We start from the raw sequence: 14,096 nt of genomic DNA, 5'->3' as shown, positions 1-14,096 counted from the left end.
AGTGGACACGATTGCCAGCCTCTTCAGCTTTATCACCACACCCGTCTCCTGGGTCATCGTCCAGTTCCACTCGGTGTACGGCGCCATCTTCGGCCCCGACACCGGCTGGGCCTGGGGCCTGTCGATCGTGTCCCTGGTGATCCTCATCCGTATCTGCCTCATCCCGCTCTTCGTGAAGCAGATCAAGTCGACTCGGGCCATGCAGACGCTGCAGCCCGAGATGAAGAAGATCCAAGAGCGCTACAAGAACGACAAGCAGCGTCAGTCCGAAGAGATGATGAAGCTGTACAAGGAGACGGGCACCAACCCGCTCTCCTCGTGCCTTCCCATCCTGGCGCAGTCGCCGTTCTTCTTCGCCCTGTATCACGTGCTCAACGGCATCGCGACGGGCGACACCATCGGCGTGATCAACCAGAGCCTGCTGCAGAGCGCGCAGAAGGCGCACATCGTCGGGGCTCCGCTGGCCGCGAAGTTCACGGACAGCTCCTCGAAGGTGGAGGCGCTCGGTGCCTCCCTCACCGACGTCCGCGTGGTCACCGCCATCATGATCGTCCTGATGTCGGCCTCGCAGTTCTTCACCCAGCGCCAGCTGATGACGAAGAACGTCGACACCACGGTGAAGACGCCGTTCATGCAGCAGCAGAAGATGCTGATGTACGTCTTCCCGGTCATGTTCGCCGTCTTCGGCATCAACTTCCCCGTCGGTGTTCTCGTCTACTGGCTGACCACCAACGTGTGGACCATGGGCCAGCAGATGTACGTGATCCGCAACAACCCGACCCCGGGTTCCAAGGCGCAGGCCGCGTACCTGGAGCGTCTGGTCCATCACGTCACGCAGCACGGCAAGGTCAGCAAGCGCCGCGACCGGGTCATCGTCAAGGCGATCGTCGCCAAGGGACGCGACCGCAACGAGTTCGAGCGCAAGTTCATCAACGGCCTCAGCAAGGCCGGCCTCGCCGCCCAGGCCGACGGCACGGTGATCAAGAGCGAGACCGCAGCCGTCGCCCAGGCCGAGGACGGCGCGCCGGTCACGGCCGCCACGCCGAAGCGTCAGCAGCCCAAGCGGCAGAGCAAGTCGCAGCGCCAGCACGGTGGCGCCGGTGGGGCGAAGGCGGCCGGTGAGCACGAATCGAAGACGTCGCTGAGCAAGTCCGACGAGCCCGAGGACGCCAAGCCCGCCGCCGCTGCCCAGAAGGGCGGAGCGAAGCCCGCCGGCGGTAACCGCAGCAAGGCCCAGTCCGGACAGCGCAAGGGTCCGCAGCGGCCCAAGTCCCCGTCCAAGAAGTAAGAAGGAGTCCATCCCGTGACGGAAGGCACCACCTCCGCCGCTGCCGAGGGTGCAGACACCCTGACTCGCCTGGAACAGGAAGGCGAGATCGCGGCGGACTACCTGGAGGGTCTGCTCGACATCGCCGACCTCGACGGCGACATCGACATGGACGTCGAGGCCGACCGCGCCTCCGTCTCGATCATCAGCGACACGGACGGCCGGGACCTGCAGAAGCTGGTCGGCCGTGACGGCGAGGTGCTGGAGGCGCTCCAGGAGCTCACCCGGCTGGCCGTGCACCGGGAGACCGGTGACCGCAGCCGTCTGATGCTCGACATCGCGGGGTACCGTGCCCGGAAGCGCTCCGAGCTGTCCGAGCTGGGTGCCAAGGCCGCGGCCGAGGCCAAGAGCAGCGGTGAGGCAGTGAAGCTGAAGCCCATGACACCGTTCGAGCGCAAGGTCGTGCACGACGCGGTCAAGGCCGCGGGGCTGCGCAGCGAGTCCGAGGGCGAGGAGCCGCAGCGCTTCGTCGTCGTACTGCCCGCCTGATCGGCCCCTACGTTTCCCGGCCCCGTCTGTTGCGCAGGCGGGGCCGAACTTTGTCAGCCTTGATAGTTCTGGTGGTTCTGGTGTCGGCGCTGGGTGCGCTGACGCGGTACGGAAGGACGGTCCCCCGTGACGGAGGCAGCGGAGCTTCCCCCCGCGCCCGAGCAGGCGCGCGAGGTGTTCGGTGATCGCTTCGCGGATGCGGTGCGGTACGCCGAGCTGCTCGCTGAGGCAGGCGTACAGCGCGGCCTCATCGGCCCGCGTGAAGTACCCCGCCTGTGGGAGCGACATCTGCTGAACTGCGCGGTGCTCTCGGAGGTCGTGCCCGAGGGCGTGACGGTGTGCGATGTGGGCTCCGGTGCCGGTCTTCCCGGCATTCCGCTGGCTCTGGTCCGGGAGGACTTGAAGATCACGCTGCTGGAGCCGTTGCTGCGGCGTACCAACTTCCTCACCGAGGTCGTGGAACTGCTCGGTCTCGATCATGTGACCGTGGTGCGCGGCCGGGCCGAGGAGGTCATGGGGAAGATCCAGCCCGTCCACGTCGTGACGGCCCGAGCTGTCGCACCCCTCGACCGTCTCGCCACGTGGGGCATCCCACTGCTGCGGCCCTACGGGGAGATGCTCGCGCTCAAGGGCGACACCGCCGAGGAAGAGCTGAAGAGCGCGTCGGCGGCCCTGAGCAAGCTGGGTGCGGTCGAGACGTCCATCCTGCATGTCGGGGAGGGCGTGGTGGACCCGATGTCCACGGTCGTACGGGTCGAGGTCGGGGAGAGCCCCGGCGGTGTGCGCTTCGCCGCGAAGCGCGCCAAGGCGGCTCGTACGGGGCGTGCACGCCGGCGACGCTGATCCGTCCTGTGGACGAGACGTACTCCACACAAGCTGCCAAACCTATGCATGCCGGAGTGTCGCGCCGATCCGGCCACGGCTGCTGTGCATCGTGTTTCACGTGAAACGTCGCTCACTTCTGCACGGCATCATCAGTCGTGGCCGCGCTGCGGCCGAACCCCGCGACCGTAAGCCTCTCGGGTCACTCGATGAGGGATCTGAGTTGTCCACAGAGGTGGATTTCTCCACAGAACGCCCGGCCTCACTGGTTCATGACCCCGAAGACATGGGAGGCTCTGTTCATTGCGAGCCTGAAGTCGAGGAGAGTGAATCCTTGCGGTCCGACGCCAACATCGCGGGACCGATGACCGATCCGGTCCCCGGTCCCCGTACCGAGTCGATGGGGGCGGATGTTTCACGTGAAACACCGCCTCCGATGGACGACACTCCCATCGGTCGTGCTGCCCAACTGGCGGTGGAGGCTCTGGGCCGCGCCGGCGAGGGCCTGCCGCGGCCCGAGCAGACCCGAATCATGGTGGTCGCCAACCAGAAGGGCGGTGTGGGCAAGACGACGACGACCGTCAACCTTGCCGCGTCGCTGGCTGTGCACGGCGCCCGGGTTCTGGTGGTCGACCTCGATCCACAGGGCAATGCGTCCACCGCGCTGGGTATCGACCATCACGCGGAAGTTCCGTCCATCTACGACGTGTTGGTGGAGAGTAAGCCGCTCTCCGAGGTCGTCCAGCCGGTCCCTGACGTCGAAGGCCTCTTCTGCGCCCCCGCCACGATCGATCTCGCCGGTGCGGAGATCGAGCTGGTGTCCCTGGTGGCGCGGGAGAGCCGGCTGCAGCGCGCCATCCAGGCGTACGAGCAGCCGCTGGACTACATCCTCATCGACTGTCCGCCCTCGCTCGGCCTCCTGACGGTCAATGCGTTGGTGGCGGGCCAGGAGGTCCTCATCCCGATCCAGTGCGAGTACTACGCGCTGGAGGGCCTGGGCCAGCTGTTGCGCAATGTCGACCTGGTGCGGGGGCACCTCAACCCCGCCCTGCATGTGTCGACCATCCTGCTCACCATGTACGACGGCCGGACGCGTCTCGCGTCCCAGGTCGCGGACGAGGTGCGCACCCACTTCGGTGACGAGGTCCTGCGGACGAGCATCCCCCGTTCCGTCCGTATCTCCGAGGCGCCGAGTTACGGGCAGACGGTATTGACCTACGATCCTGGATCGAGTGGTGCCCTCTCCTATCTTGAGGCGGCACGAGAGATTGCGCTGAAGGGCGTTGGCGTCAGCTACGACGCGACACACGCTCACATCGGCGCACAGCAGAACGACCCGAGCATGGTGGAGGGCATTCAGTGAGCGAGCGACGGAGGGGGCTGGGCCGTGGTCTCGGCGCACTGATCCCTGCTGCGCCGACGGAGAAGTCGGTGGCTCAGGCTGCGGCGGGGGCCGCTTCGACATCACCCACGGCAGTCCCCGCGCTGCCGAACGACCGTGGGGTGGCGGCGGCGAAGGTGGCGACTCTGCCGACTGTTTCACGTGAAACAGAAGAGCCGGCTCAGCCCGCTGCCTCTGCCGCGCCTGCGGCGCCGATCGGTGCGCACTTCGCCGAGATCCCCCTCGACGCCATCACGCCGAACCCGCGGCAGCCGCGTGAGGTCTTCGACGAGGACGCGCTGTCCGAGCTCATCACCTCCATCAAGGAAGTGGGGCTCCTCCAGCCGGTCGTCGTACGGCAGGTGGGACCGGCCCGCTATGAGCTCATCATGGGCGAGCGCCGCTGGCGGGCCTGCCGTGAGGCGGGGCTGGAGGCGATCCCGGCCATCGTGCGGGCCACGGACGACGAGAAGCTCCTCCTGGACGCCCTGCTGGAGAACCTGCACCGCGCTCAGCTGAACCCGCTGGAAGAGGCGGCCGCCTACGACCAGTTGCTGAGGGACTTCAACTGCACGCACGATCAGCTGGCGGACCGCATCGGCCGATCCCGTCCGCAGGTCTCCAACACCCTGCGTCTGCTGAAGCTCTCACCGGCCGTGCAGCGCCGGGTCGCCGCCGGGGTGCTCTCCGCCGGCCACGCGAGGGCACTGCTGTCCGTCGAGGACTCGGAGGAGCAGGACAGGCTGGCGCACCGCATCGTGGCCGAGGGGCTCTCGGTGCGGGCCGTCGAGGAGATCGTGACGCTGATGGGGTCGCGGCCCCAGAAGGCCCAGCGGCCCAAGGGCCCACGTGCCGGCGCCCGGGTCTCTCCTGCCCTGTCCGAACTCGCCACGCGGCTGTCGGACCGCTTCGAGACGCGAGTGAAGGTCGACCTGGGGCAGAAGAAGGGCAAGATCACCGTCGAGTTCGCCTCCATGGAGGACCTTGAGCGGATCCTCGGCTCACTCGCTCCCGGTGAAGGGCCCGTCCTTCAGACGAGTCTCCTGGAGGGCGACACCGAGGAGGACGAGTCCTGAGGCTTCGCCAGGAGCAGCCGCTGTGCCTCTGGCAGAGCGGGCCGTGTCCGGTGTGTGCCGGAACATGGCCCGCTCTTTCCTTTCTGGCGGTATCGATGGAATCACATCGTGGATACGATGCGTTCGAGTACGGCGGACCCACCCGGTAGCTCCTCTGAGAGGGAGGCAGGGGCCATGCGAACGATGAGCCGGACCGGACTGGTGAGCGCCGGTCTGGGGCTGGGAGCGGTCGGTGGGTTCATCGGCAGTCTCCTCAAGGAACGGAGCGCTCTGACAGCCGCTCGCGACGCGGCGGGAGAAGGAAGCGAGGAACAGCCTTCATGGGGCGCCGGCTCGTACCGCTCACGTTGGACAACCTTCAGGACCTTCCCAAGCGCTGTCGCACGTGTGTCTTCTGGGAGCTCGACCCGGTCAGCGGTGAGGCCGCGGTAAAGGCGGGCACCCCCGCCCTGGAGAAGGAAGCCTGGATCTCAGCTGTGCTGCTGGACTGGGGATCCTGCGGTCGGGTCGTCTACGTCGATGACGTGCCGGTGGGCTTCGTGCTCTACGCCCCTCCCGCCTACGTCCCCCGGTCCATGGCGTTTCCCACGAGTCCCGTTTCGCCCGACGCGGTTCAGTTGATGACCTCGTTCATCATTCCGGGCTACCAGGGGCAGGGGCTTGGCCGGGTGATGGTCCAGGCGGTCGCCAAGGATCTGCTGAGGCGGGGCTTCAAGGCCATCGAGGCGTTCGGGGACGCGGGCTGGAAGGAACCGGACTGTGTGCTGCCCGCCGACCACCTTCTGGCTGTGGGCTTCAAGACGGTCCGGCAGCACCCCACCTATCCCAGGCTCAGGCTGGAACTGAGGTCGACGCTCTCCTGGAAGGAAGACGTCGAGATGGCGCTGGACCGGCTGCTGGGAGCCGTGCAGAAAGAACCGGCGCTGCGCCCGCTGTAGAGGCAGGCAGACAAGCGAATGGGCCAACCCTTCCGGGCTGGCCCATTCGTGTTTCACGTGAAACATCCACCGTCGCTGCGGCGGTTCCGCCGTGTCACTCCGCGATGAAGTCCTCGAGGTCGCGAACGATCGCGGCCTTCGGCTTCGCGCCGACGATGGTCTTGGCGACCTCGCCACCCTGGTAGACGTTCAGCGTCGGGATGGACATGACGCCGTACTTGGCGGCCGTACCCGGGTTCTCGTCGATGTTCAGCTTGACGACCTCGATCTTGTCGCCGTACTCGGCGGCGATCGCCTCGAGGGACGGCGCGATCTGACGGCACGGACCGCACCAGGCGGCCCAGAAGTCCACCAGGACGGGCTTGTCGCTCTTGAGGACGTCCTGCTCGAAGGAGTCGTCGGTCACATTCTTCAGGGTGCCGGCCACGGCGGGCTCCTTAACTGGTTGGTGCGTGGGGCGGGTAGGGAGGGGTCAGACAGCGGTCTTCTCGGGCTCCGGCTGCTCCTCGTCCGAGAGGGCGGCGAGGAAGCGCTCGGCGTCGAGAGCGGCGGAGCAACCGGTCCCGGCCGCGGTGATCGCCTGACGGTAGGTGTGGTCGACCACATCGCCGGCACCGAAGACCCCGGTCAGGTTCGTACGCGTCGACGGCGCGTCCACCTTCAGGTAGCCCTCTTCGTCCAGGTCGAGCTGGCCCTTGAAGAGCTCGGTGCGAGGGTCGTGTCCGATGGCGATGAAGAGACCGGTCACCGGCAGGTCCGAGAGTTCGCCGGTCTTGAGGTTGCGCAGCTTCAGACCCGAGAGCTTCGGGTCGCCCTGGATCTCGGCAACCTCGCTGTCCCACACGAACGAGATCTTCGGGTCGGCGAAGGCGCGCTCCTGCATGGCCTTGGAGGCCCGCAGGGTGTCGCGGCGGTGGACGACCGTCACGGACTTGGCGAACCGCGAGAGGAAGGTGGCCTCCTCCATGGCGGTGTCGCCTCCACCGATCACGGCGATGTCCTGGTCCTTGAAGAAGAACCCGTCACAGGTGGCGCACCAGGACACCCCACGACCGGAGAGGGCGTCCTCGTTCGGCAGGCCCAGCTTGCGGTGCTGCGAGCCCGTGGCCACGATGACGGCCTTGGCCCGGTGGACGGTACCGGCCGTGTCCGTGACGGTCTTGATCTCACCGGACAGGTCGACGGCCACGATGTCGTCCGGGACGAGCTCGGCACCAAAGCGCTCCGACTGGGCGCGCATGTTGTCCATGAGCTCCGGGCCCATGATGCCGTCCTGGAAGCCCGGGAAGTTCTCCACGTCGGTGGTGTTCATGAGCGCACCACCGGCGGTGACGGCGCCCTCGAAGACCAGTGGCTTCAGCGACGCGCGCGCGGTGTAGAGCGCCGCCGTGTAGCCGGCGGGCCCGGAGCCGATGATGATCACGTTACGGACGTCGCTCACGGCTTGATTCCTCGTCTCTGGACTGCGTCGTTCGACCGGTGGGAGCTTCTCTCGGAACTCTCACCCCACCCAACGGATCCTAAGGGGCTCGCATTCCCGCTGTGTCCGGGCACACGGAGATGTGGACACCGTGCGGGTAACCACATGGAGGGGGGGCGAGAAGCCCTCCCTCAGGAGGACGGGTAGGAGCGCTGCAGAAGGATCTTTCCGGTGGCGGCGGACGCCGAGTGATCCACACAGGTCGCGTCGACGATATAGGCGGTGACCCGCGTGGCGTCGGAAGCGTCGGGAAGCAGCACGAGCATCGCCTTCTTCCCCTCGTACCTGCCGTTCTCGACAGCGAGGGCCGCTTCCTTGCGGCCGATGCCGTCGCGGACACAGCCCGGCACACTGGGCTCGCTGAAAACCCTGGGGTGGTTGGTCCCGGCGGTCTCCGCGCCGAGCGGGGTGCGGGAGCCGCCTCCCTCGCTCTTGTTCTCGGCCAGGAGGTCGGTGACCTGCTTCTGCAGCTTTCCTTCGGAGAAGGTGTCTGCGGCGGTGGTCTGCTGCTCGCCCGCCCTGTCACGTGGCGGATTGCCGTCGTCGAGTGACGACAGCAGGACAGAGCCCAGCCCCAGGGCGGCGACGGTGAAGACGGTTCCCAGCACGGCGATCCTTCGGCGCCCGCTCCGTGCGCGTCCCTTGCGGCCGGGGCCGGTGGTGGACGAGCGGGGGCGCCCGGCGGGCCGGTCGACGGTCACCGATGTTTCACGTGAAACACGCAGATCGCTGTCGTCCTCGGACGGGGAGGAGGAAGCATTGACCGGTGCCGGGCTCCCTTCGGGCTCCGGCTCCCTGGCATTCAGCAGGGCTTCTGCGGCGAGAGCGGCATCGATGCGGCCTGCGACATCGGCCGGCAAACGCGGCGGGCCGGGCAGCGTGCCGAGCAGGCCGCGGATCTCCTCCAAGGAGGTGTAGACGTCCGCGCAGAGCTCGCACTCGTCCAGGTGCCCGGCGTACGTCGCTGCTTCGGGACGGTGGGAGGAGGCCCTCGGTGAGGTCGGAGATCTCCGCGACGTCCGGGTGCCCGGCCCATGTCTGTCGTCGACGTCACGCTCGTCCACCTCCGCCCTTCACTGCAGCTGAGTCGCTCGGTCCTGTGTCCGGTGGTCCCGCCTGGCGCGGTCCCGCTGCGGGTGGGACGGCTGGCTCTTGCGTCCGGTTCCGTTCTCCGCCCGGCTTCTTGCCGTCAGCGTTGCCGTCCGGTCGGAGATGGGTGAGCAGCGGCAGGAGTCTGGCTCTGCCCCGCGCACAGCGGCTCTTGACCGTGCCGGTCGGTACGTCGAGGATGCGTGCCGCCTCCGCGACCGGGTAACCCTGCATGTCCACCAGGACGAGCGCCGCGCGCTGGTCGGTGGGCAGGGTTCCCAGGGCCTCGATGAGCTGCCGGTGGAGATCATTGCGCTCGGCGGGCGCGGAAGCCGACTCGTGCGGCTCCAGCAGTTGCTCAAGACGCTCGGTGTCGTCGACGGGCGAGGTCTTGCGGGAGGCCGCCTTGCGGGCGCGGTCCAGGCATGCGTTCACCGTGATCCTGTGCAGCCACGTCGTGACGGCCGACTGGCCCCGGAAGGTGTGGGCGGCCCGGTAGGCGGAGACAAGGGCGTCCTGCACCGCGTCAGCGGCCTCCTCGCGGTCTCCCAGCGTGCGCAGGGCGACGGCCCAGAGCCGGTCGCGATGCCGCCGCACGAGCTCACCGAAGGCGTCGGGATCGCCTCCTACATGAAGGCGGATCAGTTGGGCATCGGTCGCCGGTGAGCTGTTCTGGTGCTCTACCTGCACGTCCCCTCCCCGTTCCGCTCTGAGTGGTCCATTGAATCCTGCGGGCCGGTGGGATGTAAACGCGCCTCAGCGAACCCGAGGCGGGTCCCGGAACGCTGTGACAGACACAGCACCTCCAGTTGGCCTGTTCACGATCATGAGCTCTCTGCTGGTCACATAATTGATGCGTCATGTTCTTTTGGCACACAGCAGGCAACAGGAGAAGCTGTTGAAGAAGTTAAGTGGGCGTCGAGCTGCCGCTATGGGGACGGCCGTGTCGACCATCGCGGGAGCGATCATTTTTGCAGGATCCGGAACGGCTCAGGCTGCGACCACGTGTCCGGGGAGTCGAATTGACCGGCTTTCCTTTGACACAGGGTGGGTGGACCTCTACTACAGCAATGGCGCCAACTGCGTGATCACCACATCACGGACCCCTGGAGTCAAGTTGCGGATGATAGCTGAGCTTGAGGTGCTCGGCGGGACCAAGAAGACGGACTCTGGGTACTACTCCTACCACGCTGGCCCGGTGAGCCTGTATGCCAATGGGGCGTGCGTGCGCTTCCGCGGCCAGGTGGGGACCACAGGTGACATATCTGGCTGGGGTCACTGCGGCTGATCATTGCGTCCGGTTCGGAGCCTGAACTTCGAACCGGACGCGCTTTCGGGGCAGCTGGATCGCTCTCAGCCGCGCACCTGAACTTCTGAGATTCCTCCTCGGAAGCGGTCCGCGGAGCCGTCGACCGGAAGTTCCGTGATGTGGATGAGGATGTAACGCGTCTTGACCGGCTTCTTCAGCGTGACCTTGAGGTCGGAACCCACGGTCGACAATTCGGTCAGTTCGTGGGAGAAATCACTCAGAGACGACGGATCGGAAACTTCGGCATCGCCGGCGAGAACCTGTGCTGTCTGCCCGCTTCGGTACATGGAAATATCGAGACGGGAGACGTCTTTAACCTTGCCGAGGTCCAGGATCAGCCCGCTGCCGTCCTTGCGCTGCGGCAGATTCCCGAAGTTGGGGTATCCCCGGTACTCCGGCGTGATCCACGCGGTGTCCGCCTGGCCGTCGATGGCGAGCTGGACCTCGTCTTCCTGTATGCCGGAACCGCCCGGGGTGAACTCCCGCACGCTGTCGATCGGGATCTGCTTCAGCGGTGCGACCGGCTTGTTGCCGCCGTCCCCGTCGTTCGTCTGGGTCTGGCCCGGGTCCTCGGTCTTGCCGCCTTGGTCCATGAGTGCGTCGGCCAGCTGCCAGCTGCCGAGGCCCAGTGCGGCGATCAGGAGCGCGGAGACGGCCCACTTCAGTGCCTTGCCCGTGCGGCTCTGCAGCGGGGGCGGCGGGGTCGGGACCGGCTGGGTGACGCCCGGGTGCGGGGCCTGGCGGCCGTAGGTGCCCTGCTGGTACGTCGTGCGCTGGTACTCGGGCGGGGCGGTGAACGCCGGCTCCGGCGGGCGGATGCGGGGCATCTCACCGATCGCCTTCACCAGCTCTTCCGGCGTGGTGCACGGCGACTCGTGCCGGGATGCGGTGGCGCCGTCGTTGGCGAGCGCGCGCATGGACAGCTCGGACAGACCGCGGTGCACACCGGCACGCACCTGGTCCGGCGCGATCAGGCCGATGTCCTTCGGCAGGCCCGACAGGCCGTAGGCGTCGCTCTCGTACGGCCAGCGCTGGGTGAGCGCCGCGTACAGCAGGGCGCCGATGGCTTCGGTGTCGGTGCGCTGCGGGGTCTCGGACGAGATGCCGCGCAGGGCGGCGTTCACCGCGAGGCCGCGGATGCGCCACTGGCCGGTGGAGGCGCGCAGGACGGCGTTGGGGTTCAGCCGCAGATGTGCGAGGCCCTCGCGGTGCGCGGCGGCCATGGCAGAGGAGACCTGGCTGACCATCTGGTAGGCGTCGTACGGCTCCAGCGGCCCGGAGGCGAGAAGCGTGCTCAGTTCCGTCGCGTCGGGGAGCCACTCGTGGACGACGTAGACGAGGTCGTTCTCCTCCACCGCGTCCAGCACCTGCACGAAGCGCGGGTCGCCCAGGAGGGCCGAGGAGCGGGCGGCGGCCAGGACGGAGCGGGCCCGTGAGTGGTCCGCGGGCAGAATGTGCACGCCGACGGCGCGGCGGAGTTTCTCGTCCACGGCACGCCAGCTGCTGAAGCCGTCCAGACGGGTGACGCACTCCTCGAGACGGTAGCGTCTGGCGAGCTTGTGACCACTGTGCAGTTCAGGCGGCGAGGGTTTCCCGGAACCGTCGGTCCGGGTGCTCTCCTGTACCTCGTCGCTGTCCGTGTCCCGCTCCCGGTTCTTGGCCACCCCGTCGGCCGTGGACTGGTCCGCTTGTGCGGTCAGCGACGTCTCGTCGCTGTTGTCTGCCACGTCGACGGCAGCCGTGCTCCGTTCCGCCACCGTCGTTCCTGCCTCCCCATCCATTGCGCGCCGTCCGACGCCGAAACCAATTGTGCCCACAGTCCGCCGCTATGCACGACACGCGGTGGCTGACGATGGTTGTGCGCGTACCCCTCGTCTCAGCGTCCCAGGCGTCCGCGGACCATGCCGACCAGCGAGTTGAGTTCCTCGATGCGCATGCGGCGGGCGGCGACGAAGAAGACCCCGAGGAGAACGGCGCCACCGGCCAGCACCGCGGCGAGCGAGCCCGCGGCACCCTGGCCGAGCGTGTGGCCGATGCCGTAGCAGGCCGCGCCGCTGAGCGCCGCGGCCGGGACCGAGGCGATGCACAGCCGGGCGTAAGTCCGCAGCACGCGGGCGCCGTCGAGGTCCCCGCCCAGCCGCTTGCGCAGCCGCCGCCAGGCGACACCGACCCCGATCGCGTAGGCCAGCCCGTAGGAGGCGGCCATGCCGACCACGGCCCAGCGGGACGGGACGACGAAGTAACAGACCGCCGAGGCGCCCGCGTTGACCGCGGCCACGATGACCGTGTTGTAGAAGGGGGTTCGGGTGTCCTCGTAGGCGTAGAAGGCGCGCAGGACGACGTACTGCACCGAGTACGGGATCAGGCCGAGGCCGAACGCCATCAGCATGTAACCCATGTTGGTTGCCTGGCTGGTGCCCGAGGAGCCGAACATCAGCGTGCACATCGGGATGCCGATCGAGAGGAATCCGAACGCGATCGGCACGATGGCGACCGCCGTGGTGCGCAGGCCCTGGGAGATGTCGTCACGGACGGCGCCGCCGTCGCCCTCGGCCGCCGAGCGCGACAGGCGCGGCAGCAGGGCGGCCATGAGGGAGACCGTGATGATGGCCTGCGGCAGGCCCCAGATCAGCTGCGCGTTGGCGTAGGCGGAGAATCCGGTGCCGTCGACGGGCGAGGCCTTGCCCGCCGCGGTGGACAGCCAGATGACGATCATGGCGCCCGCCTGGTTGGCGAGGACGAACAGGACCGTCCACTTGGCGAGCGTGATGGCCTTGCCGAGACCCTGGCCCTTCCAGTCGAAGCGCAGCCGCAGCCGGAAGCCGGTCTCGCGCAGGTAGGGGATCATCGCCAGCGCCTGGACCACCAGGCCCAGCAGCACACCGATGCCGAGGAGACGCTGGCCCTCCGCCGGGATGGTGGTGACCTTCATCCTGGAGTCGGCGGCGGTGCCGTAGACGTAGATGAACATGCCCAGCGTCACGATGATGACGATGTTGTTCAGGACCGGGGTCCACATCATCGCGCCGAACTTCCCGCGGGCGTTGAGGATCTGGCCCATCACCACGTGGACGCCCATGAAGAAGATCGAGGGCAGGAAGTACTGGACGAAGGTGGTGGCGACCTGGTTCGCCGCGGGGTCGTCGGCGATCGAGGGGGACATCATGCGGATCAGCAGCGGGGCGCCGAGGATTCCCAGCGTGGTGAGGGCGCCGAGCGCCACCATGACGAGGGTCAGCAGGCGGTTGGCGTAGGCCTCGCCGCCGTCCTCGTCGTCCTTCATGGCGCGCACGAGTTGTGGCACGAAGACGGAGTTGAGACCGCCGCCGACCGTGAGGATGTAGATCATCGTCGGCAGCTGGTAGGCGACCTGGAAGGTGTCACCCAGGAAGCCGACGCCGATGGCCGACACGATCAGTGCGGAGCGGACGAAGCCGGTGAGGCGGGATACCAGCGTGCCCGCCGCCATCACGGCGCTGGACTTCAGCAGGCCTGTGGCGCGGCCGCCCTTCTTCGGCGCGGGCGCGGCGGGCTCCGGGGCGTGGGTGTCGTCCACCGCCGGGGTCTCCGCGGTCCCGCCGGGCGCCGCGTAGGGACCTTGCGCGTACGCGCCCTGCGCCGCGTACTGGCCCTGCGCCGTCGGGCCGGAGACCGGGGACGGGCCGGGGACCGACGGCGCCTCGTACGAGGGGTGACCGCTGTTCTGCTGCTGGTCCCGGAAGAGATGCGCGAACGCGTCGGGTTCCTGCTGCGGCTCGCCCGCCTGGGAGACGAGGTCGTCCACGCCCACGAACTGCGTGGTCCGGGCGGCGTCACCGTAGGGCAGGTGCCGTGTGGGGCCCTCGGGCTCCGGTGCGGGTGTCTGGGCCCACACCTGCGGGTCGGGCGCATAGGGCGACTGCGGCGGCTGTGCGTACAGCTGCTGCTGGGGCGGATAGGTGCCCGGCGGGGGCGGCGGATGCGCGGCACGGTCGTAGAGAGCCTCGGCGACCGGGTCCTGGGCGGAAAGGTCCTGTGCCCGGTAGGGGTCCTGGTCGTAGGCGTCCTGGAGGTACATGTCCGCGGGCGGCTGCGGCGGCACCTGGCCGTGCTCGGGCGGCGAGCCCTCGGGCGCGCCCGACTCGGGGTAGCCCGAGCTGCCCACGGCACGGCCGTGGTCACCGTCGTACGGCGCGTTCATGGTTA

General features: G+C 68.0%; 11 protein-coding genes and 1 pseudogene. 6 read left to right on the top strand and 6 right to left on the bottom strand.

What is annotated here, in order from left to right:
* Position 1 precedes the first annotated feature (1 nt).
* From yidC to SSQG_RS19400, 6 genes are all read left to right on the top strand, one after another.
* Complete coding sequence (yidC, locus tag SSQG_RS19425; protein WP_003991510.1) at positions 2 to 1,288, top strand: membrane protein insertase YidC; 1,287 nt, start codon at positions 2 to 4, stop codon at positions 1,286 to 1,288.
* Positions 1,289 to 1,303: 15 nt separating this feature from the next.
* The gene (locus tag SSQG_RS19420) at positions 1,304 to 1,816 is read left to right on the top strand and encodes a protein jag (RefSeq protein ID WP_003991509.1); all 513 of its coding nucleotides are present in this window, start codon (positions 1,304 to 1,306) and stop codon (positions 1,814 to 1,816) included.
* A gap of 126 nt (positions 1,817 to 1,942) precedes the next feature.
* Positions 1,943 to 2,659, top strand: a complete 717-nt coding sequence (gene rsmG / locus SSQG_RS19415; RefSeq protein ID WP_003991508.1) for a 16S rRNA (guanine(527)-N(7))-methyltransferase RsmG — start codon at positions 1,943 to 1,945, stop codon at positions 2,657 to 2,659.
* A 265-nt stretch (positions 2,660 to 2,924) separates the two neighbouring features.
* The gene (locus tag SSQG_RS19410; protein ID WP_003991507.1) at positions 2,925 to 4,001 is read left to right on the top strand and encodes a ParA family protein; all 1,077 of its coding nucleotides are present in this window, start codon (positions 2,925 to 2,927) and stop codon (positions 3,999 to 4,001) included.
* A complete protein-coding gene (locus tag SSQG_RS19405) occupies positions 3,998 to 5,095 on the top strand; it encodes a ParB/RepB/Spo0J family partition protein (protein ID WP_003991506.1) in 1,098 nt (365 codons plus the stop codon). The genes SSQG_RS19410 and SSQG_RS19405 overlap by 4 nt, the downstream gene beginning before the upstream one ends.
* 320 nt (positions 5,096 to 5,415) lie before the next feature.
* Positions 5,416 to 6,033 (top strand): GNAT family N-acetyltransferase, encoded by a 618-nt coding sequence (locus SSQG_RS19400; RefSeq protein WP_003991505.1) that lies wholly within the window; start codon positions 5,416 to 5,418, stop codon positions 6,031 to 6,033.
* Positions 6,034 to 6,127: 94 nt separating this feature from the next.
* Here SSQG_RS19400 and trxA read toward each other — a convergent pair whose 3' ends face one another.
* From trxA to murJ, 6 genes and pseudogenes are all read right to left on the bottom strand, one after another.
* A complete protein-coding gene (trxA, locus tag SSQG_RS19395) occupies positions 6,128 to 6,460 on the bottom strand; it encodes a thioredoxin (RefSeq protein ID WP_003991504.1) in 333 nt (110 codons plus the stop codon).
* A 45-nt stretch (positions 6,461 to 6,505) separates the two neighbouring features.
* Entirely contained in the window at positions 6,506 to 7,474 is a 969-nt protein-coding gene (gene trxB, locus SSQG_RS19390; protein WP_003991503.1) for a thioredoxin-disulfide reductase, read from the bottom strand.
* 170 nt (positions 7,475 to 7,644) lie between these two features.
* A pseudogene (locus tag SSQG_RS19385) lies at positions 7,645 to 8,567 on the bottom strand (anti-sigma factor family protein).
* On the bottom strand, positions 8,564 to 9,292 hold the full coding sequence (gene sigM, locus SSQG_RS19380) for an RNA polymerase sigma factor SigM (RefSeq protein WP_003991501.1): 729 nt from the start codon (positions 9,290 to 9,292) through the stop codon (positions 8,564 to 8,566). The pseudogene SSQG_RS19385 and the gene sigM overlap by 4 nt, the downstream one beginning before the upstream one ends.
* A 663-nt stretch (positions 9,293 to 9,955) precedes the next feature.
* Positions 9,956 to 11,668, bottom strand: coding sequence for a protein kinase family protein (locus tag SSQG_RS19375; RefSeq protein ID WP_003991499.1), 1,713 nt, complete (start codon positions 11,666 to 11,668; stop codon positions 9,956 to 9,958).
* A gap of 119 nt (positions 11,669 to 11,787) precedes the next feature.
* Positions 11,788 to 14,091: a murein biosynthesis integral membrane protein MurJ gene (murJ, locus tag SSQG_RS19370; protein WP_003991498.1), complete on the bottom strand. Its 2,304-nt coding sequence runs from the start codon at positions 14,089 to 14,091 to the stop codon at positions 11,788 to 11,790.
* Positions 14,092 to 14,096 lie beyond the last annotated feature (5 nt).

Origin of the sequence: Streptomyces viridochromogenes DSM 40736, from assembly GCF_000158955.1 — a bacterium.
GTDB classification, from domain to species: domain Bacteria; phylum Actinomycetota; class Actinomycetes; order Streptomycetales; family Streptomycetaceae; genus Streptomyces; species Streptomyces venetus.
Note: the sequence above shows the minus strand (reverse complement) of the source record. Positions and strands in the feature narration are given on the sequence as shown.

Coding starts and splice junctions, on each gene's coding strand:
- SSQG_RS19410 (WP_003991507.1), top strand. CDS start 2,925: ATGGGAGGCTCTGTTCATTGCGAGCCTGAAGTCGAGGAGAGTGAATCC.
- SSQG_RS19400 (WP_003991505.1), top strand. CDS start 5,416: ATGGGGCGCCGGCTCGTACCGCTCACGTTGGACAACCTTCAGGACCTT.
- murJ (WP_003991498.1), bottom strand. CDS start 14,091: ATGAACGCGCCGTACGACGGTGACCACGGCCGTGCCGTGGGCAGCTCG.